At 40.4% G+C, this 23320-nt stretch carries 37 protein-coding genes; 3 read left to right on the top strand and 34 right to left on the bottom strand.

Translation table 11 applies throughout. The features are described from left to right. Window position 1: 1 nt before the first annotated feature. From C400_RS0116680 to C400_RS0116580, 20 genes are all read right to left on the bottom strand, one after another. On the bottom strand, window positions 2–1462 hold the full coding sequence (locus tag C400_RS0116680) for a hypothetical protein (RefSeq protein WP_128574144.1): 1461 nt from the start codon (window positions 1460–1462) through the stop codon (window positions 2–4). A gap of 375 nt (window positions 1463–1837) precedes the next feature. Continuing rightward, on the bottom strand, window positions 1838–2641 hold the full coding sequence (locus C400_RS0116675; protein ID WP_017427654.1) for a phage holin family protein: 804 nt from the start codon (window positions 2639–2641) through the stop codon (window positions 1838–1840). A 460-nt stretch (window positions 2642–3101) separates the two neighbouring features. After that, window positions 3102–3302, bottom strand: coding sequence for a hypothetical protein (locus C400_RS0116670; protein WP_017427652.1), 201 nt, complete (start codon window positions 3300–3302; stop codon window positions 3102–3104). A gap of 715 nt (window positions 3303–4017) precedes the next feature. Beyond that, a complete protein-coding gene (locus tag C400_RS0116660) occupies window positions 4018–4278 on the bottom strand; it encodes a hypothetical protein (protein ID WP_017427650.1) in 261 nt (86 codons plus the stop codon). A gap of 204 nt (window positions 4279–4482) precedes the next feature. Continuing rightward, window positions 4483–4809 carry a HEPN domain-containing protein gene (locus C400_RS0116655; protein WP_128574143.1) on the bottom strand — a complete coding sequence of 109 codons (327 nt, stop codon included), beginning with the start codon at window positions 4807–4809 and terminating at the stop codon, window positions 4483–4485. Between the two features lie 37 nt (window positions 4810–4846). Further along, a complete protein-coding gene (locus C400_RS0116650) occupies window positions 4847–5896 on the bottom strand; it encodes a hypothetical protein (protein ID WP_017427648.1) in 1050 nt (349 codons plus the stop codon). Window positions 5897–5971: 75 nt separating this feature from the next. Beyond that, complete coding sequence (locus C400_RS27970; protein WP_049885696.1) at window positions 5972–6169, bottom strand: hypothetical protein; 198 nt, start codon at window positions 6167–6169, stop codon at window positions 5972–5974. 156 nt (window positions 6170–6325) lie between these two features. Then, window positions 6326–7783 (bottom strand): DEAD/DEAH box helicase family protein, encoded by a 1458-nt coding sequence (locus C400_RS0116640; protein WP_017427646.1) that lies wholly within the window; start codon window positions 7781–7783, stop codon window positions 6326–6328. Then, a complete protein-coding gene (locus C400_RS28450; protein WP_017427645.1) occupies window positions 7719–9008 on the bottom strand; it encodes a terminase small subunit in 1290 nt (429 codons plus the stop codon). The genes C400_RS0116640 and C400_RS28450 overlap by 65 nt, the downstream gene beginning before the upstream one ends. A 69-nt stretch (window positions 9009–9077) precedes the next feature. Then, window positions 9078–9320, bottom strand: coding sequence for a hypothetical protein (locus C400_RS0116630; RefSeq protein ID WP_017427644.1), 243 nt, complete (start codon window positions 9318–9320; stop codon window positions 9078–9080). A 256-nt stretch (window positions 9321–9576) separates the two neighbouring features. Beyond that, on the bottom strand, window positions 9577–9831 hold the full coding sequence (locus C400_RS0116625; protein ID WP_016822055.1) for a hypothetical protein: 255 nt from the start codon (window positions 9829–9831) through the stop codon (window positions 9577–9579). 287 nt (window positions 9832–10118) lie between these two features. Continuing rightward, window positions 10119–10712, bottom strand: a complete 594-nt coding sequence (locus tag C400_RS0116620; protein ID WP_017427643.1) for a chloramphenicol phosphotransferase CPT family protein — start codon at window positions 10710–10712, stop codon at window positions 10119–10121. Between the two features lie 332 nt (window positions 10713–11044). Continuing rightward, window positions 11045–11683 (bottom strand): hypothetical protein, encoded by a 639-nt coding sequence (locus tag C400_RS0116615; RefSeq protein ID WP_017427642.1) that lies wholly within the window; start codon window positions 11681–11683, stop codon window positions 11045–11047. Between the two features lie 124 nt (window positions 11684–11807). Then, window positions 11808–12260, bottom strand: a complete 453-nt coding sequence (locus C400_RS0116610; RefSeq protein ID WP_017427641.1) for a hypothetical protein — start codon at window positions 12258–12260, stop codon at window positions 11808–11810. Beyond that, the gene (locus C400_RS0116605; protein WP_017427640.1) at window positions 12257–12460 is read right to left on the bottom strand and encodes a hypothetical protein; all 204 of its coding nucleotides are present in this window, start codon (window positions 12458–12460) and stop codon (window positions 12257–12259) included. Before C400_RS0116605 ends, C400_RS0116610 begins: the two co-directional genes overlap by 4 nt. A gap of 190 nt (window positions 12461–12650) precedes the next feature. Next, entirely contained in the window at window positions 12651–12824 is a 174-nt protein-coding gene (locus C400_RS27210) for a hypothetical protein (RefSeq protein ID WP_017427639.1), read from the bottom strand. Continuing rightward, complete coding sequence (locus C400_RS27205; RefSeq protein WP_017427638.1) at window positions 12821–12988, bottom strand: hypothetical protein; 168 nt, start codon at window positions 12986–12988, stop codon at window positions 12821–12823. Before C400_RS27205 ends, C400_RS27210 begins: the two co-directional genes overlap by 4 nt. A gap of 35 nt (window positions 12989–13023) precedes the next feature. Further along, the gene (locus C400_RS0116590; protein WP_017427637.1) at window positions 13024–13368 is read right to left on the bottom strand and encodes a hypothetical protein; all 345 of its coding nucleotides are present in this window, start codon (window positions 13366–13368) and stop codon (window positions 13024–13026) included. Beyond that, window positions 13365–13595, bottom strand: a complete 231-nt coding sequence (locus tag C400_RS0116585) for a hypothetical protein (RefSeq protein ID WP_017427636.1) — start codon at window positions 13593–13595, stop codon at window positions 13365–13367. Before C400_RS0116585 ends, C400_RS0116590 begins: the two co-directional genes overlap by 4 nt. Next, window positions 13570–14010: a YopX family protein gene (locus C400_RS0116580; protein WP_017427635.1), complete on the bottom strand. Its 441-nt coding sequence runs from the start codon at window positions 14008–14010 to the stop codon at window positions 13570–13572. Before C400_RS0116580 ends, C400_RS0116585 begins: the two co-directional genes overlap by 26 nt. A gap of 98 nt (window positions 14011–14108) precedes the next feature. On the opposite strand from C400_RS0116580, the gene C400_RS0116575 reads away from it, so the two are divergent. Then, window positions 14109–14309 (top strand): hypothetical protein, encoded by a 201-nt coding sequence (locus C400_RS0116575; protein WP_016822064.1) that lies wholly within the window; start codon window positions 14109–14111, stop codon window positions 14307–14309. 65 nt (window positions 14310–14374) lie between these two features. Here C400_RS0116575 and C400_RS0116570 read toward each other — a convergent pair whose 3' ends face one another. The 5 genes from C400_RS0116570 to C400_RS0116550 are packed head-to-tail and all read right to left on the bottom strand — an operon-like array spanning window position 14375 to window position 16940. After that, window positions 14375–14575: a hypothetical protein gene (locus C400_RS0116570; protein ID WP_016822065.1), complete on the bottom strand. Its 201-nt coding sequence runs from the start codon at window positions 14573–14575 to the stop codon at window positions 14375–14377. Continuing rightward, the gene (locus C400_RS0116565; protein WP_017427634.1) at window positions 14568–14873 is read right to left on the bottom strand and encodes a hypothetical protein; all 306 of its coding nucleotides are present in this window, start codon (window positions 14871–14873) and stop codon (window positions 14568–14570) included. The genes C400_RS0116570 and C400_RS0116565 overlap by 8 nt, the downstream gene beginning before the upstream one ends. A 36-nt stretch (window positions 14874–14909) precedes the next feature. Continuing rightward, window positions 14910–15263, bottom strand: a complete 354-nt coding sequence (locus tag C400_RS0116560; RefSeq protein ID WP_016822067.1) for a hypothetical protein — start codon at window positions 15261–15263, stop codon at window positions 14910–14912. Window positions 15264–15307: 44 nt separating this feature from the next. Then, the gene (locus C400_RS27200; RefSeq protein ID WP_017427633.1) at window positions 15308–15475 is read right to left on the bottom strand and encodes a hypothetical protein; all 168 of its coding nucleotides are present in this window, start codon (window positions 15473–15475) and stop codon (window positions 15308–15310) included. Window positions 15476–15521: 46 nt separating this feature from the next. Then, on the bottom strand, window positions 15522–16940 hold the full coding sequence (locus tag C400_RS0116550) for a DNA cytosine methyltransferase (protein ID WP_017427632.1): 1419 nt from the start codon (window positions 16938–16940) through the stop codon (window positions 15522–15524). Between the two features lie 98 nt (window positions 16941–17038). Between C400_RS0116550 and C400_RS0116545 the strand changes: the two genes are divergently transcribed. Continuing rightward, window positions 17039–17263, top strand: a complete 225-nt coding sequence (locus C400_RS0116545; protein WP_017427631.1) for a DUF6199 family natural product biosynthesis protein — start codon at window positions 17039–17041, stop codon at window positions 17261–17263. Between the two features lie 16 nt (window positions 17264–17279). Here C400_RS0116545 and C400_RS0116540 read toward each other — a convergent pair whose 3' ends face one another. The 3 genes from C400_RS0116540 to C400_RS0116530 form a co-directional block, all read right to left on the bottom strand. Continuing rightward, the gene (locus C400_RS0116540) at window positions 17280–17948 is read right to left on the bottom strand and encodes an HNH endonuclease (RefSeq protein WP_017427630.1); all 669 of its coding nucleotides are present in this window, start codon (window positions 17946–17948) and stop codon (window positions 17280–17282) included. A 72-nt stretch (window positions 17949–18020) separates the two neighbouring features. Further along, window positions 18021–18203, bottom strand: coding sequence for a hypothetical protein (locus tag C400_RS0116535; RefSeq protein WP_017427629.1), 183 nt, complete (start codon window positions 18201–18203; stop codon window positions 18021–18023). Next, the gene (locus C400_RS0116530) at window positions 18200–18388 is read right to left on the bottom strand and encodes a hypothetical protein (RefSeq protein WP_017427628.1); all 189 of its coding nucleotides are present in this window, start codon (window positions 18386–18388) and stop codon (window positions 18200–18202) included. The genes C400_RS0116535 and C400_RS0116530 overlap by 4 nt, the downstream gene beginning before the upstream one ends. A 434-nt stretch (window positions 18389–18822) precedes the next feature. Here C400_RS0116530 and C400_RS0116520 point away from each other — a divergent pair, with 434 nt between their 5' ends. Next, entirely contained in the window at window positions 18823–19041 is a 219-nt protein-coding gene (locus C400_RS0116520; RefSeq protein WP_014599948.1) for a helix-turn-helix domain-containing protein, read from the top strand. Between the two features lie 24 nt (window positions 19042–19065). Here C400_RS0116520 and C400_RS0116515 read toward each other — a convergent pair whose 3' ends face one another. The 6 genes from C400_RS0116515 to C400_RS0116490 all read right to left on the bottom strand — a co-directional run bounded on the left by C400_RS0116515 (window position 19066) and on the right by C400_RS0116490 (window position 23294). Continuing rightward, entirely contained in the window at window positions 19066–19293 is a 228-nt protein-coding gene (locus C400_RS0116515) for a hypothetical protein (protein WP_016822075.1), read from the bottom strand. Continuing rightward, window positions 19290–19604 (bottom strand): hypothetical protein, encoded by a 315-nt coding sequence (locus C400_RS0116510; protein ID WP_017427627.1) that lies wholly within the window; start codon window positions 19602–19604, stop codon window positions 19290–19292. Before C400_RS0116510 ends, C400_RS0116515 begins: the two co-directional genes overlap by 4 nt. After that, the gene (locus tag C400_RS0116505) at window positions 19555–20073 is read right to left on the bottom strand and encodes a DUF1064 domain-containing protein (protein WP_017427626.1); all 519 of its coding nucleotides are present in this window, start codon (window positions 20071–20073) and stop codon (window positions 19555–19557) included. The genes C400_RS0116510 and C400_RS0116505 overlap by 50 nt, the downstream gene beginning before the upstream one ends. Next, window positions 20074–21192: a DNA polymerase III subunit beta gene (gene dnaN / locus C400_RS0116500; protein WP_017427625.1), complete on the bottom strand. Its 1119-nt coding sequence runs from the start codon at window positions 21190–21192 to the stop codon at window positions 20074–20076. Window positions 21193–21320: 128 nt separating this feature from the next. Continuing rightward, a complete protein-coding gene (gene dnaI, locus C400_RS0116495; RefSeq protein ID WP_014599953.1) occupies window positions 21321–22277 on the bottom strand; it encodes a primosomal protein DnaI in 957 nt (318 codons plus the stop codon). Window positions 22278–22283: 6 nt separating this feature from the next. Then, window positions 22284–23294 carry a phage replisome organizer N-terminal domain-containing protein gene (locus tag C400_RS0116490; protein ID WP_017427624.1) on the bottom strand — a complete coding sequence of 337 codons (1011 nt, stop codon included), beginning with the start codon at window positions 23292–23294 and terminating at the stop codon, window positions 22284–22286. Window positions 23295–23320 lie beyond the last annotated feature (26 nt).

Genomic DNA, 23320 nt, shown 5'->3' with positions numbered 1-23320 from the left:
TCTATTCACCTCCCTCCGGTGGAGTATCTTCTTCATTCGAATCAGGTTCATGCTTCTTTACAAGCAAAGGAAGTAATTCAGTAGGAATTTTGGCATTAATACCAAGTGTCCAACGTATTTCCTCAGCAGCTTCCAGCGATGTGATATAGAAATTTTTCTCCGCCGTGATATAGTTGTCGATCTTTGAACGTCGGTCACGTTCAATCTCATTTTCAGAGCGTAGATCAATGGGGAGATAGTCAGCTTCAACTTTTGTTTGAGTCCCCTTTACTCTTGCAGACAACGAAAAAGCCCGCTGCCAGAAACGTTTGGTTACGCTCCGCGCGGACTCTACATTTTTGATATATATTTGAGTATCAATAGAGCTGTATGTTTCGGTTGACCCTTGATGCCTTGAAAGAATGGTCAGCAATGTTTTGAGTGAAGTAGCCATTTGGGTATCAATGATATCAATCAGCTTCTTAATATCAATCATTGGCCCCGAATTACCGCCTTTGAGATATTCCACCTTTACACTATCCCAGTGGACAAGAGCATCATCTGGATTGAGTGAGTTGAAATGGTTTAGCATCTCATCCATTCGCTCTTTGAGCCATTTTTGTTGACCATCGGGATTACTCTTTAAGTTGTTTGGCATATTCTTCAGCATGATTTCTTCCAGCATCGAAATATCGAGCCTTGGATACCCCTGGTTATGAACTACTGCTTTTAGATCTGCCAACACCTGAAGATGAAAGAATACTACTTGCAGCACCGGAAGCATAGGCGTTCGTCCATAAGGATCATCAACCATAGGATCAAACTCTTCGTAGATAAATGTTGGTGTGTCGATTTTCTTGTAATTACCGAACCATTCTTCATTTGCATTTCTTCGCGGGTTCTTCACGTATTGCCAAGGTGTAAGCCGATTCGTATCCGGCTCCCTACGGAACCAAATTAAAGCCGGATCAACTGGAACAATATCAATGACATCATTACACTTCTCATTCAGGACGATCTCTCCGGCACAAGCACCACGGACCATAATCATCATCCGCTGGATCGTGTCCAGTTTATCTAATGAGCGTCCGTGCTGGTATCCCGGTGAAGGCAACGGTGTATTAAGCATAGCCTTAAGTTCGTCCAGCACCCGTTGTCCACTCTTATCTGCATTTCCGTTTGGCTTTTTTGCACTAAACGTTAAATCGGTATCTCCCATACGTAAGTATGTGTACAAGGCATAGGATACGTCTGGATGAACAGATATAAGAAGCTCAAGTAATTCCTCTGCTGTATAGCTCTGCAACTTAGTAAGATCAATATTGTGAGCCTGTTGATGTTTTTTGGGTAGCCAGTTAAATATGCCCCACGGGTTAGTATTATTAGGTACTGTTGCTCTGCCTATACCCATCATCTGCCGCTTTACCGTTGCCGGAAGAACAGCATTCGCAAATGAATATATGGCTTTATGATACCATTTCAAAATTTCACCGCCTTTCATTGCGAACTTCTATGAATACAGAATAACATTTGTTTTATTCGGATTTACTACTGATTTTTGCCCAAAAAAAGTACTTCTTCCTCCATAAGGTTCGATTTTTGAAGGCCTTCTGGAATCTGTAATAAAAAAAGAAGACAGGAAAACTTTCCTGACCTTCTGTATTTGTTCATACTTCTATGTTTAATTAATATCTTGGGTTATGTATACAATCCCTATCCCAAGTTTAATAAATCCAGTTATCAAATTTAATTTGTTTTTATGGAACGGTTGCGATACCTCGACACATACAATATGCTCAGAACACCAACTACATCTGTCAACTAAGATGGTCATCCAAAGACCATTATTACAATTTAATTACAAAGGTGGTTCAATATCATTAGTATTGTTTTGAGAATTCACAAGTTTCTCAATAAACGGCGGTATAGGCAATCCTGTCACCTTCATATTATCAACGGTTCCTTTAAGCTCGCCCCATACTAACCATACCAATAGCAGGGAATAAAATGTGTTGTCTGGCAAGCCATCAAATGAAACAAATTTACTCAATACGTTACCTATAAATAACCAAAAGTATGGGAGAATGAATATTTGAACTGTCCGATTGAATTTTATATAGTCATTTGGCGTATGATATCTATTTGCCCATACACGAGAAATAAAATGGGCTACTGTTAAAGAAACAAAAACCCAGTTCAGAGTAGTAAACTGTCCAAATAGCAGCGTTATAACTGCACCGAGTAAAACAAAGAATAACTTAATACTTGGGACAGCAACAAAGTCGGAGAAATATCTGCTTAATTCACTCATACCTACAAAAGGAAAGAAAGAGGCTATATTTCTCATTAATTTCTCACCCCTTACCATGGGATGCTTATAAATATGCTTTTCCTTTGTTTTTATTACTTTCTGTTCTTCAATAAGTTTATTTGTACTCTCAATAAAATTTGATGCAATCTTTAGCATTTCCTCATGCTCATACTTTATCTTGCTTTGATCACTAGCATTTAGTACTTGCCAATAGACAGAGCGTGTTTCATTCAATACATATTCTATCTTTTTTTCAATTCTTTTAAGTTCCTCGTTTGACTTATCATTTTCTCTGAAAGATTGTATTTCTAAGAAAATATTGCTTCTTTCTTGGTACAAATCATACTTCATACGTATCGCCAGCCTTATGCGCCAAAAAGGACAAATTCCCCTTCGTTTGCAAAGATAAATACTTATTCATTTCAGATAATGATTGTATACATAGAGAATCAAGGTTACTGTATAAATCTTGAGAGTTTATCAATTTCTTATCTGTTTCAATTTCTGAAAAAACAATATTAGGCTGTTCATCTCTATTACTTTCATCGAATATTCTTATTCTTGTTGTAGTATCATTAGCATTTTTTACTGTAAATTGAACATCAACAGATAAAATATCCTCTTCTTCTAAACTTAAACCGAGCAGTTTTTTTATTATCTTTTATCATAAACCCACCTATATGAACAACTTTTTTTTATGACAAGTTTGTCAAAATCAATTTCTTCAACAAGCACATCTATAAATTCTTTAATTTTTTTTGTCCAATCCTTAACAATAGCAATTGTAATATCAATACTCTTTGATCTAAATTCACATTTCATTATAGGAAAACATTCGATAAGTTGTACATGATCCGGTGAAATCTCTACTTTTTTGAATTTGAATTTTTTTTTTAATTATCTCCAACCATTTTAATTCAACCTCTTGAATATTTAGGTCCAAATAACTAAGTTCAAGTTCAACTACCATAGGTTTAAAAGTATCAGCTTCCTGTAAGTTAGATGAAAACACAAATTGTTCCTCCTACTATAAATAAAAAATCATTCTCTTATAGATTTAATATCTCATTATCACCAGAAAGTGTCAATATCGGATGAACAAATAGAAACATTTTATGTATTAAACTTCAATCTATATAGGTCTTAATACCTGTTTTAATAAACTGAGCGCTTATTTAAAACCCGAAAAAAGAAACAGCGATAGGTTCTATTCCCGTAAGCGGGATGCAAAACGCTACGCTGTTGCATAAAAGCATTTGTACTTAGTAACTAGAGAGGAGTGATAAGACCATTTTACAAATTGTTAAAAATGGTCGTCAAAGAACAAAAACCGGACAATATCGGAAAATGGGCAGTTAAACCATTATAAGATAGCTTTTGCTCACTTTCTTGATATCACTTGTCCCAAACGATCCTTTCACCCAGTTTATCCTCATCACCGGATTTCATGACTTCCCAACATGTATCGCAAAAGGATGCGCCCATTGTTGTATTCTCTGGGTTCGGATTCGAGTTAGGGTCATTACAAAGCATACATTTTCCTGTTTTCGGACTCTTTTTCAAAGTAACGCCCCCATCGATGAAAAATAAAAGACACGCTGCGGAATTGAACCGCGCAAGGGTTCTGACCAGGCTGTTCATGTTTCCGCTGGTTAACTGGTTCCTTGCTACCTGCGCGTGCCGTAAAGCCCCGGAATAACCCGGGGAGTGACCTGGATATTGCTGAATTACAAAAGCTCTGCTGCGAGTTGCTTGAGAATTAGCGGCTTAGGAATGAGTTGACTGTCATTCTTGTTGCCCTTAACGTAAGCCTTGCCCTCACAAGCATAGTAAGCAATACCTTGGCCCTCAACGTCTGGAAAGCCGCTTTCGTCATCGGTTAGCGATGTTTGTACGTGCTTGCCGGACTGCGCAGCATGCTCCTCGTCGTGCAGGTGAAGGATACCGTCAGAGCTGAGATACGTGAAACATGGTTTTATCTTAGACATAATTTATTTCCTCCTGAAATGGTTTTGTTGAAAAATCAAAAAGGCCGGCACATTGACCGACCTGATTCACTGAGGCTCGAAAGCTGTGGTGTGTTCCTTATTTGATTTTCCATGATACAAATATAACACGTCAAAAGTCCGATGAACGGCCCACTTTAGGCCATAATTCGGTCAAGAATAATCAAGTATACCTCTAAATTTTAACTAACCTCTGAGTAACTCTTGATCTAGGTACTTTGGATCAAAATATTTTGGATTTTCGACCAATACTCTAATAGCTATTTTCAAAAAAACAACTGCTAACTTCGGGGTTGGGATTCTTAAATTCAGTTCATCAATTACGATTTCTTGATTCTTTGGTTTACTTCCTCCATGTACAATAGAAGAACGATAACTATATATTTTTTTCACGCTATTAAATACCATATCTGGTGTGTATGCATATTCAGATATTTTAAAAATGGCAGCCATTCTCATTGCAAGTTTATGAGTAAGCTCTCCTCGCTCTCCATCACTCAATAATGCCTCCATAGCAATAGTTGCATCTAATATAGAGTCGTCTTCTTCTTCACGTAGTATGCACATATTTAATCTTCGATTGGCAAGCATTAGTTTTTTTATTGTTTCCTATATCAAATCCATTAAATAGATTAGATACTTCCTCAGCTTGGGGTTTATCAATTGTTGTAAAATCATCTCTTAGCCAATAATAATTTTCAAACTCTTTGGGGTACGCCCTTATTGTTGTTCCAAATATTGAACTAAGAAAAGCCTTGTATTGGTTAGTCCATCCCACAGGAATAGCGAGCAATTGAGCATAACCTAATTCATTTACAAAAGTTCTAATTCTCATAGAATTAAAAAATGCATTAATTTTATCAAGTGGATACCCAGTTGAATCTAAGAATTGTTGATTAGTGTCGAAATAGGATCTATCTCCTTCAATAAAGAAGCCTTTTAACTTTAATGCATGTGTGGCTCCATTAAGAACTGATGATGATATTGGAGATCCATGTTGTTGTATCAAAGTTCGTGAGAGTTGAATATTCTCATCCATTTTAACAATCTCTATACCTTCATCTTCTGAAACTATATACTCCTCAAATTCAAATTTAGTGAATAAAATAGGAATATAGATGTCATAATAGAGTCTATCTGAAAAAATGAATTTTTCGATAGGTTCATATAATTCATAAAAATTTTCGGCTTTAAGTTCAGAATCTGTACCATAATTATGTATATATGCTTCAATCAAATTGATAACCAATTTCCGAGCACCTAACATAAAAAGATCATCATCCAAGAATCCTCTGTATGAAAAGACTTTTTTAAAGTAATCATCACTATTTAGTAAAACCAAATATTCTTCAAAACCTTCAATTGTATTAATATCCAATAAATTCGAGCTCTTCTCAAATAAACTTGAATAATCTTTAGGTCCTCCAACAATGTAATGTTTACTTATTTCGTCAAATCCATTCTCTTTCTTTCTTATGTAAGGGAACTCCATGTGTGAATATATATAAGGAGATTGTTCTCTTAGAAGGGACTGTACTTGTGAAATACCGGAAAAAACTACCTTTTGGATGTATGATTTTAACTGATCCTTGTTTACCATTGGCTCACTCCTACCTTAGAATAAAGTTCTTTAGTTTTATTATATAACAAGAATAACTGGCCGAAGCCAGTTATATCAAACACTCTTCCTCATTTCCTCTATAATTTCCAGCCCCAATGCTGTAGCTAAAATATTCATCGCTTCAATCTTGATTCTCCTGAATGTGCTCTCACTTATCCCCTTCTCCCCACAACTAATGTAATCAAACTCTCCCTCATCATCCAGGTAGCTCCGCTGAATAACCTCCCGTTGCATACTGGACAACTTGCTCATCGCCAACTCCTGCAGCCTACCTTCGCTTGAAGCTCGGCCTCCTTATCAACGTTATAAGTGGCGCTGTCCTCCGTCTGCTTACTGATCGCGTTGGTGGGCTGATGCTCTCTATATGAATAAACCCGATAATCGCACCTAAAAAACCAATTTTCCAATTTACCTTTTTACTAACACACTGCTTATTGATGGAAGCATAATATGTGTACCTGGTTCCATTAAATATTCTCCAAATGCCAAAACAAAAGCGTCAGCTCTGTCTGGAGACTTGAGCCCACGCTTTTTCATATCCTTCTTACTTTCAAGCAGCATCTTACCCTTGCTGGTCATGTTCCATTTACGTGATGTAAGTTGGGTTATCAGAACATCATCATCAGGCAATTGTAGAACACTCGCATCTCCATTTATGAAATTGCTCATATTCTGTTCTAATTGTTCCTTAATAGATGCCCACATTTCTGTAACAAGGTTTCCATAGTGCTCATCTAAAGAAGAAGAGCCATTGTTAATTGGTATGATTTCATACGGTAGCCCTTCTTCAACTACGATTTCATTTAGTCTATCCGTTACTCCTCCGCCAACGCCGCTATCATCGACTCTTATTCTGATTCGGTTTAAATATGGATGAGCAACATGTAACTCTTTAGCTAGGCTAATCACCCATCCCGCAGTTACCATTGTGTCTTTCTTGAAATGATGATGTTCTCCTACAACTCTTGGCCCTATTCCTGCAAACATTGAGGTTTCATCATCACCAAATCGTGCAACGTCAACGCCTATGGTTAGCATATCTCCAGTAGGCTCCAGTCTCACTTCTTTAGCTGCAAATTCTGCTACTTCCAACGAGATAAAGGTATCCGATTCTCCACGGGGAAATTCTCCTTCAACCCGGACTCTCCATACATCGCTGCCTTCGCCATACTTCCGCTTGAGCATAGCGATATTATCCTTGCTGGTTCTTGGGCTGTCTAAGCATGACACCTTGCGTGTTTTATAATCCGCTCTGTCCTTATTGTGTGAATCATAAAAAACACCCGACGTTTTTGTCGGGTTGCCACACATCAATATTTTATTGAACTTACCAGACAACGTACCTAAAATTGCCTCCATGATCGGATCAGCGACACCTGATGCCTCATCCACGATAAAGAGCATGTAATCCTCATGAAAGCCTTGCATATTCTCGGGCTTGGTAGCTGTCCGAGCTGTAGCAAACCAGCGTTCCTCATAGTTCTTCATGTAGATTTTGGTCTTTGTCCATTTTAAAATTCGTTTCAGCACTGGACTTTTGGACTGCCATTTATTAATCTCAGCCCATAATACGTCATGTAACTGCTGTCTTGTAGGAGCTGTACAAATCACTTTAGGATAAGGGAAGCAAGACAGGAACCATAATGCAGTTGCCGCTTCTAATCCTGTTTTTCCCACACCCTGACCTGAGCGAACAGAAACACGAGGATTATTGGCTAAATCCATAAGAGTGCTTGCCTGCCAATCGTCAGGAAAGAATTTAAGCATCTCTTGGCAGAACAATGTGGGATTCTTACGATAGTCAGGAATCCGTTTCTTGAATGCTTGAAGCCTCCGTTTCGTCTCCGGTGAGTCCTTCGTCTTCATTACCTACCACCGCCTCTACCCAATCGTCAATTAGATCGTCTTCTGAATTGCCTTCCCCCATGACTTTTGCCCTTTCAAGCTCAAGTTTCTCACGCTGCATCTTAAGTTTTTCGTCTTCAACCATTCGTTTATGCTTATCTGGCAACAAATCCATATATTTAGTCAGCACGTCCAATGCCTTGGTTTTGTCGTGTAGCTTTACACTCACTCCGTCCTTACCTTGCTTGACTTCTGAAACCAGAGTTCCATCAATTTCATCACTGTTTTTAAAAGAGACATAATTGTATCTGTATTTCTTCGTTTCTCCAGTGTCAGTATCAAACACAGGATCTCCTTCTAAGCCAAGAACATCCTCTTCCTTTTGACCGAATTCCACGTAGTCCGTTATGTCTGCAAAAGCAATCTTCATGTACTCCATTAGAACGCGCTGAGCATTTAAACCAACCCCATCCATTAGGGATTCGTTGTAATTCTGTATCGCAGCCTTAATTTCAGGTTTTCTCAATAATTCCCATCCAATTGAATATGCGGTTTTCTTACTATATCCAGCAGCCATTGCCGCCCTTGTGGCATTAAAATCTCTGAGGTATTCCATTATGAAGATCCGCTGTTTCGGCGTTAACCCCTCTTCGTCCGGAATTTCCGGTTCTTGCCTCTCCTCGATTACTGGAACGCTCTTTTTTGTTTTGAAACGCTCCATATCATTAGAGCGTTCCGGTATTTTTTTCGGAACGTTCCGTATTTCTGGAGCAGCGACTTTTAGCTCTTTAGAGAGCGCATCAACTGTTAGCAGGGTAGCATATACCTCTCTTGGCTTATCACCTTGATATGTACCGACGAGTTTGCGCCTCTCCATTTCATCAATCAATCGGGCTGCTCTGCTATAACCTATCCTCATTCTGCGTTGCAATAAAGAAACCGAGGCTTGCTTGGCCTCGGCTACAATTTGGACGGCTTTTAGAAAAAGCTCATCAGGGTATGCTGTTGGATCTTCGTCTTCATTTGAAGTTTCGTTATTTTGATCCGTTCCTTTTTTATTAGAACGTTCCGTATGTTCCGTTTCATTCCCGAGCATGTTCTCCCACTTATCTTTCGCCTTCCATCCTCTTACCGTACCTTCAGATACACTAAGTTGAGAGGCTATTTCTGTGAGACGTATGTTACCAGAACTGGATTTGTATAAATCAAATGCTTCGTCCCGTTTCGGATCTCTCTTTCGTCCCATCCTTTGTTATTCACCCCTTTTGATAATGTAGCTGAAGCTAAGGAAAAGTTTCCTGAACAAATAAAAAAGCTACTCTTCAGCAGCTTTCTCTTGTTTTTCTTCGTATTCTCTTCGATAGTCCACTCTAATGTTAAAAGATTTTTTATACCAATTTCGTCCAAAGAATTCCCAGTAGCCTTCTTGAGTGTGATATTCACTTTTCATTTCTGTCCAATACAAATAATTCATGCCAAGGGGGAACCATATAAACCATGTTAAAAATAGCGGCACTACTACATAAAAAATTAGTCCATCCCTTATTTTCTTCTTCACTCAAATTCATCTCCTATATTGTTCCATACGATAGTATCGACATTAAGGATGCAGAATTTTATATAACAATACTTCATTCAAAATTAAAAAGAGCAGCTATTTTACGCTGCTCCTGTTGTAGTGATCGGTAATTTATAACATGCGGTTACCGCTAATCCGCCATGCCTGGAATAGGCCTTCAATGGACATCCTTCTTGCTCCGGGTTTATATTACCCTCTGAGTCCTGTCTCCGATTTAGTTTTAGTTTTGAAAAAATTACTGAAGCTGACCAGCTAGCGTTTTAAGGCCACTTGGTACTGCGATTTGTTTACCATCATGTTCATTTCCGTTTACATAAGCTGTGTCTTTGTCTACATAGTAGACTACACCTTCACCGCCGATAATCGGGAAGCCGCTTTCGTCGTAATCCAGATTTGTGCCTACATACTTGCCATGCTTGGCTGCTTCACTTTCCAACGGATGAAGGTGTAAAATCCCCGCATTGTCCAAGTAAGCGTAACTATGTGCCATGTTTATTGCCTCCTAGAGTGGATTTAATTTGTTCCTGAATAAAGTGTAAATCCTTTCTACTATGTACCTACTACGGATTTACATAGTTCCTACTTTCGGCAGAAAATAAAGTATTAGACTGAGCCTAAAAATTGAAACAGCGACAACCAAGGACGAAAAAAAAAGTCCTAGACTGTCGCTGTTCCATTGCTAACGTTCCTCGTTAGCTTAATTCCGAAATCCCTCCGGCAGACCGAGGGGCGATAGCCCCAATGTTTGAATATGGTGTTATCTGATGGATACGCCATCTAGGAAACACTAACATTTCTTTTACTTAATTTCTTAAATACCGAGTATTCCTTATTGGACTTAATAAAACTTAATATCTTTTCGGCACATTCTATTGGATTCATCTCTTCAGTATTTACTTCGAGGTCATATTCATCAATGCAATATACTTTGCTGAACTGTGAAGCTGCTAGTCCAGTATTTCTATCTCCTCTTGTTTGCTCTCTTCTTATGAGTTCTTCTTTCGAGCATATTACACCTATAAATAACGTAGGCTGATCGAAAAATTGATCAAGAAACTCATTAAACCTCTTGTCATTGTCGATTATGGTATCTGCTATTACATTAAAACCCAATTCTAATAACAATTTAATTGTCGAATGGTACACTGAGAATATGGAATCATCAAGTATTTGTGAGACAACTTGATGATCTATTTCTTTTGGAGGATCATCTGGAAATTTATTATTAATAAAATCATAGTAATTATTAAAAAAATCATCAATTGATAAATGATAAAAAAGGATCTCTTTCTGATTTATGAGTTCAGTCGATATGGAGGTCTTTCCAGAACTTGAAGTTCCATTTAGAAAAACTAATATCCCTTGCTTCAATTTAATCATCCCTTCAAAAAATAATTATTTCGTATCTTTCAGATAACGTTTTATTCACATTCATTAAATTATCCAACTCAGAAAATATTCGAGAAACGATTGAACTATCCTGTCAGTTAGTTCAATAAAAAGAACGCTCCCGCGCCTTCGCTTGGGCTAAGTCCTCCTCATTATATTCCATTTCCAATCACCTATTAAAGAACGTACGCGGGTAGCATGTAGTGCTTAAACAGGGGACTTATCTTAACCTAAGCACTAAGAAAATACTTTATTTTTCAGTCTAGACTTTAGACATCAACAATAAAGACCGCAAAGGCTTAAGCCCTTACGGTCTAATTTACTTCTGGCATCCTCAGTCCAATTTCTCCTTCTTGGTTTCGTCCCCGACCATAGTCGATGGTGACAAAATCCAATGTACGGTTTGTTTTTAGGCTGTTTGCTATGTTGACAATAACCCTACGCCGTTTATCTGCAAATGTAGTTGCTGAGATAGGTGGAATGTCCTTGCGATAACCCTTCTCCAGATATTGTTGAGCTTTGAGGTATTTCACACCATCCAAAAATAACAGCTTTGCTATCAACGCCTCGTGCTTATCACGCATATTATTTATTGCAAACTTAATGTTATTCGTAAGGAATTGATAGAATTTATAGTTCACATGGCGCTGGTCTTTGAGTAGCACGGCATTTGCTGTTACATCTGCTGTCAATTCTTGTCCCGTAACTCGTTTAGCAACCGATCCCTCTGCCGAAAGCAAATCATATGCAGTCATACCGTTTTCCAACTGTTGAAGTGAGTATTCATAGTTTTTGATTACATCAATTAAGTCAGTATATTTGTTTAGCAGCCACTTTGTTTTTCTTATATCTACTGCATCTACATCGTCAAAGAAGTTTACTTGAATTATCTTCCGTGTATCAGTAGCATCCTCTTCTTTATTACGTATAATTACAGGTTGTTCGTTTACCATTAATGTTCACTCCTTGAATAGCTGAGTGTATCAGGCATAATATGTTCAATAAGCATGAATCTATCTACTTGCACAACACCCACATAAACCAGCACAGCGCATAATATAGAGGTATAGGCTCTTATCATGGGGTGTTTCCTGACGTGTGTTCAGGTTGCACATGTGTTAGGTCTGGTTCATCATGAACCTTACTATGCATCAGTAGTGCCTCAATTGACTTTTTGAGGTGGTATATCTCTGCATCCTTTTGTTGTATAAGGTATTCAGCCTGATCTGCGCGCGCTCTATGCTTTTCTAAGGCTGCACATGCTGCTTCATAGGCATCTGGTGTTGGGTATTTGCGGAACGCCTCTATGCGCCATTTCTCAGCTTCTTGGAGCCAGTAAGGAAGGGCTTCAAGTCCATCTAATATAATCTCAGCGTTGCTCATGCCTACATTCCCAGCAATAACCTGCGCAAATGTATAATTAGCATCCTTTGCTACAATATTTCCTTCACCATTAAAAGTGATTTCATAGGTCCAGCCCTTGGCTTGTTCTGACAGTTTCATATCCTCTTGCCAGTTACGTTCTGTCACTGTTGTTCCTCCCCATCCTCTTTAAGCCTTACAAGACGACCTGTAGAGTCTGTAACAATGTCTGGATCACCATATCCCCATTCAATAGCCCGTTGTGCTCGTTCTTTCAACTGCTCCACGTTCATTGGTTCAAACCATTCGGACATCAACACACATTTTTCACCTTCATAAAATCTATGAACAATCACTGTCTTTGCCATCTATATATCCTCCCTTAGTGGGTGTAGGTCCTACACCCTGTAGCGTATTTTTAACTCTCCAAGCAAGTCCCACGACATTTACTCTTAGAAAGAGAGCATTTATAATGGGTTCACACCGCTTTCCTATGGAGTGGTGGTTCATATCTCTCCCTCCATATTTAACGTTCCTAGCGACAATATGGGGGGGCCACTATCTACATTGATCCTGACTGGATAATGTCATATAAGCAGCCTCTGCCCTCTCTCGGGGGCTGGCATTAATAAGCTCTGCAATCCGCACAAGTAAGGTTTCAGTAAATATGTCTTGATTTCCTGTAAGTTTTGAACGATGGTCTGTCATGTCCAACATATCTATATTTTTCATTTTTTTCTCAGCTCCACATTGGGTTTATATTTTTGTTTGACCAGTGAATAAGCAGAATTAGCAACTTTTCTTATCCATTCCTGGTTGATTGCTATTTCCTCATCTGACATTTCAGTTATCTCATCCAGTGCTTTGAGCACTTCATATTTTTTCACATCTATCATCCTTCCAACGCTCCAGGAGCGTATTGTATTGGTGGTTACTCACTTAATGCTGTACCAATAATTCCTTCGATCCTATCTAAATCGCCCCACCGTGCAGCGTTATGAACATCGCTTAATGCTTTGCGAAATTTATCTCTTTCCTCTCTCAATGTGTGCAAGTCCTCGGTAAGCTGTTTTGCCCCTGAAGTATGGAGTTTATCCATTTCTTGTAGCTGGGCTACCTGCTGCTGGAGTGAGTCTACCAGGGCAAGTAGATCGCCAATTAACGTATGTGGAGCTGGTACAGGTACGGGTGTATTGCTACCTTCATGTAGATAAAGCCGCCCGTTTTTTTCCGTTAATATAAAACCGTCCAGTAGCTTATATGTCCGTTCACTCATGACTGTTCTTCCTCCCCTACCTGTGTAAATCCAATGATATTCCCTTCTGGATTTTTGATCAGAACACCCACGTATTCGTCGTCAATGCGCTCTTTTTCAGCCGCCGTTTCACATTCGAAGACTTGCGCGTTAAGCAACGAATCAGTATAGCCATCGTCGCTCTGATCCACCTTTACAAAATTATGTTTTCCATTTGATAAATCACGGACAAGTATAAATTGGCTCATTCCTCGTTCCCTCCTTGGGGTGTAGCAGCTCCGGGTTATCGTGTATGTTGCCTATTACCGTAATCTCTGCCGATTCGCTGAACAGATAATCTCCGTCCTTTCCGTCCAAGTCTTCAAGTAGGTACGATCCGTCAATGTGCTTTACAATTCCCGTCCGTGTGCCTGCTAGTGGGAATAGAATTTCTTCTGCAGTGCATATGTCCTTCTCATAGATATCCTTTCCGTTCTTGTCTGGCAGACCAGTGGGCCACATCAACTCAAAATCCGACAGTCGCAAAACATGATATCCTTTACCGTCCATATCCATGTACACACCGATTACCTTAGTATCAAAGTTGATACTCTCTACATGTTCAGGCTGAATCATAACTCCAAGTGGCTTATACCATGCACGCGGTGCTTTAATATCTCTCATATCTATTCACTCTCCTTATAGGGCTATCGCTTCATTTAACATATTGTTTCCCTCAATTAAATCTGATAAAATTAAATTCAAAAAATTAGGAGAAAAACATGGACTTTTTAACAGGACTTCTTATGTGTATCCCGCTTTATGCTGCATTCAGAGCTTTTGCAATTACTCGTAATCCAGAAGCAAAAAAAAGAATCCCAAAAACGACACTAAAAGCTCTAACTTTTTTTGCTTACTTTATATTTATCGTTTTGGGATTTTTTATAATTACAGAAGCTATAGAATACCTCTCTCAGTTATAATTGAATTGGTAGTTGCAAGTAGTTTTATAAATCTGAAGGGATTTAGAGTACGGGGGTAAAGGCTGCTATGCCTCAACCCTCTTCAAATACTCCGTAGCAAATCCGCCACTGTGCCCTTCAAGCCGCACAACCTCCGAACCACACAAGTCCCAAGGCTCGGATTCTACTGTCCAAACCTTGTCCTTGTACTTCTCCTTACGGGCTTCATAGCAACCGTGCATTACAACCTGATCGCCTTTTTGTAGCTTATATGTCCATTCATTCACCTTTCCCGCCTCCTTGAGAAGCAGAACTACTTTGATAGGAATCAGGGATTTTAACCTTTACACGCGGTCGATCATACACAGCCAGGGTTAATCCTTCATTGCGGAAATTTTCCAAATAAAAATGAGTCCGTACTATTTTATCTTCACGAATAAACCAGAACTCTAAAGAATCCCCTTTAATATCAGTTATAATCCCGGTTTCATCTATTTCATCGCCGCCCTCGTCGTGTCCAGTAACACGCGCCAGCATCCTACGCAAATTGGGGTTAAACGCCCACGACTGTACTGCTAATTCCATTTATAATCGTCTCCTTATATATAGGGGTATCACCCCTCATTTATCTTTAATGGCTCTATAAGCAACACCCAGAGCATCGCCCATCGCCAAGTCCTCCGGTATTTTACGCGCATATTTTTGGTATAAGTCTGGAGCCGCAAAGTAGAGAGAATGAAAAATTTCATCTCGTCCGGTTAAACACTTACCGATCAATTTTTCCGTGTATTCCTTGCGAAACTCAGGATGTTGGACGCTCATTCCCCAAATTTGATGGATATGGTCACGGTGTCTACTAGCTGTATAAGTCTTTATACAAAGCATGCCGAGTGCCGGGTTGCTTCTTATTACTGCGTAAAGCTCGTTTTTAAACTCCTGCCGGATAATCCTGTATTTTCGCTTAATACGGCTCATATTCATGCTCCTTTAAGGTATATAGGGGTATAGGGTAAAAGGCCCTATATAACTACCGATCTTGATGCTATGTCACTTACTCTTTGCTGCTCTCGCTCCGTATTTTCCGTGCTTACAATTTTCCAAGCCTTTGCATGTGCAGAATCGTAATCCATACCATCATCGATGATGTATTTATCGATTAAATTACTCAGGCGTTCCGCATCGATCATCCGTTATCTCTCCTTCATAGGTAGTAGGGGGTGTATCCCCCTTGATCTAAATGCTGAAAGCAAGCTGTCCCGGCTCCTGCTCTGTGTATCTCTCAAGTACCAATCTATTACCTGATCCTACACAAAGCTCTGGTAGATTGGCCCGTACAAGCGCCTCAGCAAATGGAGGCGGTACGGCGTTACCGCAGCGGGCAACCTGGGCAGACTTGGAATGCTTCTTTCCTGCCGCGTCTACGTCTATTACATAATTGTCAGGAAAGCCCTGAGCTGCAAAGAGTTCATGCGGTTGTAGCATTCGCATGCCAATGTCTGCAATCTGGTACGGCTCCCCTTTTACGATTACAAGACCAAATCTGTCTTTTGTCGGTATTGTGTGTAGTGGCTCTGTCAAATCCTGACCGACACCAACCCCGTAATACTTGATAAGGAAGGATCTTACTTCCCCGATATGTGTCCCGCCGGCTGTTATTGTGGGCACTGGGTCGGTTACTGCGCTCCCCGTGTTATTGCCTCTAAGTTTGACCAAATGACTTGTAATAAGAGCGAAGCGGTTTGCTGTAGTGATGGTGTGCAGTGGTTCGTCTAATCTGTGTCCTCGTGAATCTGTAGGTGAAACCTCTCCATAGTATTTAGATATAAAGGCCGCAACCATATCCGTCTTATCACCCAGGTTCCCGATTTCTGAATGATCAGGAGCAATAAACGGGTTTTCATTCTCAACTATGAACTTTTGGATTCCCCTTGCTATTCGACGCAGGGTCTTATCCGCCAAAGGCTTATTTCGAGAAAAAATAGAAGGGCAAGGTAATGACCAGTCAATTATTTCTGCTGCTGTACGCCAAGGTTTAAGCTGTCCGTTTTGCACCTCTGGGCTATTGGGGTCTCCATGTGTAGGCTCAGGCCACACTATCGGTTTTCCATCAGACCGCATTTCCATGAAAAACCTTTCACGGCCTGTCGGTGCTCCATAATCACAAGCCTTTAAAATCTTGGTTTCGACTTTGTATCCCTGCCGTTTCATTGCATTGACAAAAGTGTTGTAGCTCAGCGCCTTTCGCTTTGGATCAGGCTGCCCATTTTCCAGTAGAGGCCCCCATGTCTGAAATTCTTTAACATTTTCCAGTATCATGACCCTTGGTCTAACAGTTGCAGCCCACCGAACCGCAAGCCACGCCTGCCCCCGCAACTGCTTATTTTTTGGCTTTCCCGCAGCTGCGTTACTGTGGTGTGTGCAGGAAGGGCTAAACCAAGCCAATGCCACGGGACGACCAGCGCACGCTTCACGAGGATCTACCGCCCATACATCTTCCTGATAATGGACAGTTTCGGGATGATTAACCTCATGCATTGCTATAGCTGCCGGATCGTGGTTAATCGCTATATCCACGCTTCGGCCTGTTGCCAACTCAATTCCCGTGCTGGCCCCGCCGCCTCCTGCAAAGTTGTCTACTATGATTTCCTGCATGCTGTTCCCTCCTTCTTATCCCCTGGGCCTCTCTGCCCTTGGGGGCTATACTTTCCATCGTTATTTTTTGGTATAATTTATTTAAAGGAGTTGATAAAATGCTTGGTTTCGTACTTATACTTTTTGCAATTATTTTTTTCGCGCTTGGTATTTTAAGTAAACGAAATCCCACTTGGGGATGGCGTGCAAACGAAGCCTGGAAGATCAAAGGTGACTCAGAACCAAGTGATGCATACATTAATGACATGAAATTTAGAGGCTCTGTATCTATTCTCTTTGGTTCCTTCTTTTTAGTGTGTGGACTTTTGGTTATATTCCTGTAAGATCCAATACCCTTTATTAATCATCAAAATACCCATATCCAAAAGGCACTTGCTGTTTAGCTGAAGCCCCTAAAATATCGTTTATCATGTTTTCGAAAACAGAAATCTGTTTTTCATCCATAGCTTCCAGCAAGTGTACTTCCTTAACCTTCAAAGATCGGCCTGCCGCTGTAGTAAGTAGTTCCATAACTGGTTTTATAGATTCCAGATGTTCCCTTTTCTCGGCTTCTACGCGCTTACTCGCCGCCTGTTTGCGGTTGTACTCTTCCCAATCTTGTTCATCGAACCAAAAATGATCTCCGTATTTGTCTCGGAAAGCTGAAATCCAGAATTGCAGCAGCTCCTCATTTGTTTGTATCCGATCATGACACGGCCAACAGAGCCTCAATCCGTTTGTCTTCACACCGCGCCCTTTTCTCCCGCGCGGATATACATGATGGGTGGTCGTAGCCTCGGCGGTTTTACAGCATTCGCAGATTCCATTTGAATCGGCAATCAACTCCGCGATTACATCCTTTGAGAATTCGCCGCGCTCCTTGGTATTAGGCCGTGACTGGTGATGAGAGAGAATGTCTTTCTTCCATTCAGGAACAATTTTTTTATCCTTTTTCCGTTGTCCAAGGCTGTTGTAAGTCTTCTTTTGCTTTTGCTTTTTCTCCGGCTTCCAAAATGTTTGATGGGACATTCCCCTCGCCACCTTTCCGACAATTTAAATTCGTTTCTCCTTTGCTTATGCTTATATTTTGAGCCTAAACCACTACTGCTCCACTACGGATTTTAGAGGTTCAAGCAGCCCTGCTTCTTCTAAAATCGAATAATACTTATATCTTTCTAACGTTGTTACGCGCACTTCATTTATCGTATGTGATGCGTAGAAGGCTACAGCCTGCTGTACCTCAATAGGCTCATCTTCGAGCTTGTTTAAGTCGAGCTTTTTCACAAGCTCCCCTCCCTTATGCGGCGATTATATTTCTCTTGAAAATCACCCTTTATTTTAGGCGGTAAGGTATCAATTACCTCATTCCATATGTTTAATAATTCACTGTTAGGTGAAGCGAACTTTTGTATATCCACGTAACGTTCCACCAATGCTGTAGTGAACTCATCCATTTCTTGTTCTGTCATACACCACGCCTCCATTACGTTTTTGGTTCCAGTACAATGTTGCTCTTTTGGATACAGTGTTGCGTAATCGAATCATTCAGCGTAGGAAAAGTTTCCTGAACTGATCTTGGCTTGTGCCAACCTCACCGGATGATCCCGGTGAACGCTCTGAGCTTAATGACCTGTTTATACTCGCTCAGACGAGTTTTTAATTCTTTGATCCAAATTGTAAGTAGGATGAAACTCCACTCGAATTCCCAAAACCCGTCTTGCCAGAATACCCATTGCTTGTATGTTTTTCTCATAATCAGCGCCTCTATTTTTATATGCATTATACAATATGCAAACTCGTATATTTGTTTGTAAACCAATAATATACGAGTTTGCATATTCAGTCAATAGATATTGATAAAAAATATACAGCATCGTATAATGCATTGTATTGAGGTGATATCATGGCTAAGGTTGTTAGGGTGCGTCCCAATTTGACAAACATTTTGAAAGAAAGGGATATGACCCAAAATCAACTATCAGAACTTAGTGGAGTTCCGCAAGCTTCTATCAGTCGATTCGACAAAAACGAGCGTCACGAAGCAAATATTTTATTCTCGATCTCAAAAGCACTTAATATTTCCATTGAAGATTTATTTGTTGAGGAGCAAGAGGAAGTATGACCTCTGTGCTCCTTTTATTTATCCTCAGATTGGGTTAAGCAGCCTTTCGAGTCGCATGATTTCTTTCTGCTGGTACTGAATAAGATCAATTGCCTCCTCCAGCGCCATAAGCTTCCAGTCATAGGCCATATCTGATACCTGGTCTATAGTTGTTCCGTATTTCTTAAGACCTTTCTCATTTTGCTTGTCCAGCAATTCTATGATCCGCTGTGTTACTTCCGGACGTTTAACTTCATTTTGAGAGCGCTTCATTTAATTTCCTCCTCCGTTCTCGGTAGAATAAGGGTACCACCGTAATACTCCATCTCTGCCTGATTAGGATCACTCACCGGACCCCAATGGTTATTGGTTTGCATGATACGAACAATATCAGTGGCATATGGTTCGTCTGTGTTAACTACCAGATACGTATTAAGTGGAGGCTTTCCATCCAGCAGCCGCAACTCCTGAACCTTCCACAAAATACGAGATAGATCACTTTTCTCGCGTTCATCAAGGTATTTATTGATATCCTCATTTTTTAATACGGTGAATTTGACTTGCATTCCGGCCAGTTCTGGCATTTTTCCTCTCTCCTTCTGCTTGTTTTAAAAGTTTATTGATAGCTCGTTTCCGATCTGCCCGTTCTTTCTTTGCCTGCCGTGTAGGAATAAATTTCCCACGCCGTTTTACTAGTATTTCAATTGGTAAAGTCGGGTATTTTACTTGGAAAAGCTTCATTTTAACTCTAAAGGTAGCCGTTTCAACTCCCTTTATGTCAATTACTCGCTGGCTTCCGTCAAGATCAGTAACAAGGAAATCTGCAATGTAGGTCACCTTTGGGCTTTCCTGTAAGATGTATTTGGGCTGACAGACAAAATCCTTTATTTTCCCCAGCTGCTTCAGCAAGAGCAATTCTTGATAATACTCACCTTCCATTTTGCTGTCGAAGCGAATACCAGTTACATCAAGGTTATATTTCTTTACCAACCATTCCTCGAATAGTGTTCCATCGACTGTAACAATCACTTTTTTGGCATTGTATTTACTCATCTATCCAGCCACCCTATAAGGAAGAACAATGTAGAAACTGGACTCGTCACTCCGAAGAGTGAGAGGCTTTAAAGAACCAGTGTACCCGAGTGTAATTACATCGTTTTCTAAGACCTTCAATGCATCCAGCACATATTTTGCATTCAACGTCAGGTTGAAATTTTCTCCGTTGAAACTGATTGGTGTTATGCTTTCTGTTGCCTTACCCGTTTCCTTCCCCTTACCTCGAATGTTAATTTCTTTTTCTGAAACAGAGAATGTGACAGCGTTATTTTTTTCTTCTTTCGCCAATGTAAAAATAAGCTCTAATGATTCGATCAGTTCTTTCCGGTTCACTGTTATTTCCGTAACTGCTTTAATAGCCATAGCATGTGTTGTATCAGGATAAATCCCTTCTAGGACACGAGAATAAAATATAAATCTTTCTGTTCGTGCGAACGCATATATCACTTCCCCGCCAGAAGACTTGGAAAAACCGAATTCTACTTCATCGTTGTCATTTACGATCTTCTGTAACTCAATTATTCCTCTAGCTTCAATAACAGCCGTGCCGATATTTCCAATATCAAATTCTCTCTCAGCACGGGCCAGTCGGTGTCGGTTCGTTGCTACCATTTGAATTTTCCCGGTCTGAAGGATAACGTTTACCCCTGTAATGATAGGGTGTGATTTTCCGTCTATATCAGCCGCGAAAACTGTTTTTTTGATCAAATTTTTTAAGTCTTTTCCCTTAATCTCAACAAACTCATTTTCATTTATCTCTGGAGGAGCAGGATATTCTTCTGGAGGCATTCCAGTAATCTCAATTTCCTTATTCCGTGACTTTATGGTGACTTGATTCCCATTTTTAACTTGCAGTTCTATTTTCCCATTGATCTTTTGAAGAATATCCAATAAAACTTTAGGCAGTGCCGCCGAACCAGTCTCTTTGATGTCTATGTTTTCCTCGACAAATGATTGGATAGTTGCTCGGTCATCGGTACCAGTAACGGTTACCCTGTCCTCCGTTGCTTCGATCAAAAAGCAACTCAATATGGGGATTATTACTTTTGTTGAAATTGCCTTGCTGGCATCTTCTAAAGCCTCAGCTAATAGAACGCTGTCCACTACTATATTCATATGGTCCGTCCTCCTTTACCGTGTCCTTCTTGGCATTTGGGTTACATTCTGGGCATGGACCTAGTATCATCATGGAGCCAATGAAACTGTATGCAACCTTTGTGTCTTCGCATGCTCTACACATACCGTTAATCCCTCCGTCTATTTCTACCACCCACCGGCAGTATCTTTACAAATGGTTCTATTCGCTCAAAGATCCGGGCCGCTTTTTTGTCATTCTGTTTCTGTTCGCTCGGCTTGCTGTCTTTCACATTCACCAAATGCTGTTTCAGCTCACTCATGGTTAAATTCGATGTGTAGATCGTCGTTAGGCGTTCCATCCGCCGCTGAAGTATTGGTCCCAGGACTTCATCCCTTGTCCAAGTCGTTAATGACTCGGCCCCGATATCGTCCAATATCAACACAGGAACAGTTCTCAAAGCATCAAGTTTGCTTTCAACAGTCTCTGTCTTTGAGCCAATTGCATCCTTGACCTCCAGTAGAAAATCAGGGACATAGACCATCAGTACGCTTACGTCACGCTTAGCCAACTCTTGGGCAATGGCTCCAACAATACGACTTTTGCCTACACCCATTTGACCGTAAAAGTACAAACCTTTTGTTGTTTCACCTGGTACAAATTCATCACAAAAGTTTATTGCCGCCGCAATTGCAGATATCCGCTGCGGGTCAGGTTCAATGTCCTCAAAAGTTGCATTTAGGATGTGATCCGGGATGTAATGACTCTTTATCCTCTGACCTATTCCTTGTTCTCTTTCGTGAGCGACCAGCAATGGGCATTTTTGAAGTCGGAAGACTAGTTCATCACCTTTAGTCGGACTAGGTTCCGCAACGCTTGTATGCCCCTTCTGTTCGTTCTGGCAAGCCAGTAACCCCGGACACTCGCTGCATTTATCGCAATAGGATATATGCTGTGATAGATCTCTATATCGTTTGGGCTCTGTCAAATCGTCCGTTCTGTCTGGAAACTCAGCTTTCAGCCGATGAACCTCAGGATGGTTTGCTAGACGTTCCAGCACCGCAGCCTGTCTCTTGGCAAAACCAGCGGGTATTAATGCCTTTAGTTCTTTTCCGAAGCTCTCCATGTGGCATCAACCTCCCTGTTTAGCCCTCAATTTTACAAGCATGTTCTGAATGTCCACTTGGGTATATTCGCTTGTTGGGACTTCTATTTCCGGTTCCACCTCATCCAGTGGCGTTTCATCCTCTTTGCTCTTGCTATCAACTTCTCGCAATGCATGCAAGGAGAAAATAATAGTCGCACAATAACTCAGACTCCGTATCCCATCGCGCTTATGCTTAGGTTTAAATTTGTCAAAGGATTGATCAATTCCGTCCAAGGCGGTTTGAAGCGGTACACCAGCAGCTAGCAATTCATCAATGCTCGTTTCGTCGGCTGCTGTAATGTGTAGTCCTTTTCCCCTGCGCTGTAAGTACTTGTTGGCAATGGCGTTGCGATAGTCAATATCCGAAGATGATATTTCATCCTGTCCAGAGTCGGCATCTGTTTCAGGAGTGACAGGAACGGCATCCTGTCGGGTGAACGGTATCCCCTCATCTTCGGATTTGATTTCAGTCTCGGGCGTCAAACAACAACAATTATCTTTTTCTAGTTCTAAATCTAATTCTTTATCTGTTTCGTTACCGATCGTTACTGTAACGTTACTAGTAGCGTTTCCTGTAACAGGAGAATTTGCTTCACCTGAACCAAGCTGCTTCTGCTTATCCCGATATTTTTGAACTCTCTTTTTAGTTTGTTCTCTGACCTTCTCCATACCGTCTACATTCTGATGCTTCTCCCAGTTAGGCAGAAAGAAAGCTCCTTGCTCAGATACTTCCAGCATCCCAAATCTTTCAAAGATGGATAGAGCCATTTTTATAACTGGCAGCGGCCTCTTGATCACTGAAATCAACATGTCCTCTGTATATGGAATAGTTTCGGTCAGCATGATGTAACCGCCCATATTTGATCTTCCTGTCATAGTCATTAGCTTAAGCCATATAACAATGATCGTGTCAGCTTCGGGCATATCTTCGATGATTTTAATTTTTTCGTCGTCAAACATGCCAGTACTGAGCTTGATCCATTTAATTTCTGCCATGTTTCAACCTCTTCTCAGCTTTTGAA

This window comes from Paenibacillus sp. ICGEB2008 (assembly GCF_000307675.1).
GTDB classification, from domain to species: Bacteria; Bacillota; Bacilli; order Paenibacillales; family Paenibacillaceae; genus Paenibacillus; species Paenibacillus polymyxa.
This window is presented reverse-complemented; position numbering and strand designations above follow the sequence as displayed.

Coding starts and splice junctions, on each gene's coding strand:
- C400_RS0116675 (WP_017427654.1), bottom strand. CDS start 2,641: ATGAAGTATGATTTGTACCAAGAAAGAAGCAATATTTTCTTAGAAATA.
- C400_RS0116660 (WP_017427650.1), bottom strand. CDS start 4,278: ATGTCTAAGATAAAACCATGTTTCACGTATCTCAGCTCTGACGGTATC.
- C400_RS0116655 (WP_128574143.1), bottom strand. CDS start 4,809: ATGGAGGCATTATTGAGTGATGGAGAGCGAGGAGAGCTTACTCATAAA.
- C400_RS0116650 (WP_017427648.1), bottom strand. CDS start 5,896: ATGGTAAACAAGGATCAGTTAAAATCATACATCCAAAAGGTAGTTTTT.
- C400_RS27970 (WP_049885696.1), bottom strand. CDS start 6,169: ATGAGCAAGTTGTCCAGTATGCAACGGGAGGTTATTCAGCGGAGCTAC.
- C400_RS0116640 (WP_017427646.1), bottom strand. CDS start 7,783: ATGAAGACGAAGGACTCACCGGAGACGAAACGGAGGCTTCAAGCATTC.
- C400_RS28450 (WP_017427645.1), bottom strand. CDS start 9,008: ATGGGACGAAAGAGAGATCCGAAACGGGACGAAGCATTTGATTTATAC.
- C400_RS0116625 (WP_016822055.1), bottom strand. CDS start 9,831: ATGGCACATAGTTACGCTTACTTGGACAATGCGGGGATTTTACACCTT.
- C400_RS0116615 (WP_017427642.1), bottom strand. CDS start 11,683: ATGGTAAACGAACAACCTGTAATTATACGTAATAAAGAAGAGGATGCT.
- C400_RS0116605 (WP_017427640.1), bottom strand. CDS start 12,460: ATGGCAAAGACAGTGATTGTTCATAGATTTTATGAAGGTGAAAAATGT.
- C400_RS27210 (WP_017427639.1), bottom strand. CDS start 12,824: ATGAAAAATATAGATATGTTGGACATGACAGACCATCGTTCAAAACTT.
- C400_RS27205 (WP_017427638.1), bottom strand. CDS start 12,988: ATGATAGATGTGAAAAAATATGAAGTGCTCAAAGCACTGGATGAGATA.
- C400_RS0116590 (WP_017427637.1), bottom strand. CDS start 13,368: ATGAGTGAACGGACATATAAGCTACTGGACGGTTTTATATTAACGGAA.
- C400_RS0116585 (WP_017427636.1), bottom strand. CDS start 13,595: ATGAGCCAATTTATACTTGTCCGTGATTTATCAAATGGAAAACATAAT.
- C400_RS0116580 (WP_017427635.1), bottom strand. CDS start 14,010: ATGAGAGATATTAAAGCACCGCGTGCATGGTATAAGCCACTTGGAGTT.
- C400_RS0116575 (WP_016822064.1), top strand. CDS start 14,109: ATGGACTTTTTAACAGGACTTCTTATGTGTATCCCGCTTTATGCTGCA.
- C400_RS0116565 (WP_017427634.1), bottom strand. CDS start 14,873: ATGGAATTAGCAGTACAGTCGTGGGCGTTTAACCCCAATTTGCGTAGG.
- C400_RS0116560 (WP_016822067.1), bottom strand. CDS start 15,263: ATGAGCCGTATTAAGCGAAAATACAGGATTATCCGGCAGGAGTTTAAA.
- C400_RS27200 (WP_017427633.1), bottom strand. CDS start 15,475: ATGATCGATGCGGAACGCCTGAGTAATTTAATCGATAAATACATCATC.
- C400_RS0116550 (WP_017427632.1), bottom strand. CDS start 16,940: ATGCAGGAAATCATAGTAGACAACTTTGCAGGAGGCGGCGGGGCCAGC.
- C400_RS0116545 (WP_017427631.1), top strand. CDS start 17,039: ATGCTTGGTTTCGTACTTATACTTTTTGCAATTATTTTTTTCGCGCTT.
- C400_RS0116540 (WP_017427630.1), bottom strand. CDS start 17,948: ATGTCCCATCAAACATTTTGGAAGCCGGAGAAAAAGCAAAAGCAAAAG.
- C400_RS0116530 (WP_017427628.1), bottom strand. CDS start 18,388: ATGACAGAACAAGAAATGGATGAGTTCACTACAGCATTGGTGGAACGT.
- C400_RS0116520 (WP_014599948.1), top strand. CDS start 18,823: ATGGCTAAGGTTGTTAGGGTGCGTCCCAATTTGACAAACATTTTGAAA.
- C400_RS0116515 (WP_016822075.1), bottom strand. CDS start 19,293: ATGAAGCGCTCTCAAAATGAAGTTAAACGTCCGGAAGTAACACAGCGG.
- C400_RS0116510 (WP_017427627.1), bottom strand. CDS start 19,604: ATGCCAGAACTGGCCGGAATGCAAGTCAAATTCACCGTATTAAAAAAT.
- C400_RS0116505 (WP_017427626.1), bottom strand. CDS start 20,073: ATGAGTAAATACAATGCCAAAAAAGTGATTGTTACAGTCGATGGAACA.
- dnaN (WP_017427625.1), bottom strand. CDS start 21,192: ATGAATATAGTAGTGGACAGCGTTCTATTAGCTGAGGCTTTAGAAGAT.
- dnaI (WP_014599953.1), bottom strand. CDS start 22,277: ATGGAGAGCTTCGGAAAAGAACTAAAGGCATTAATACCCGCTGGTTTT.
- C400_RS0116490 (WP_017427624.1), bottom strand. CDS start 23,294: ATGGCAGAAATTAAATGGATCAAGCTCAGTACTGGCATGTTTGACGAC.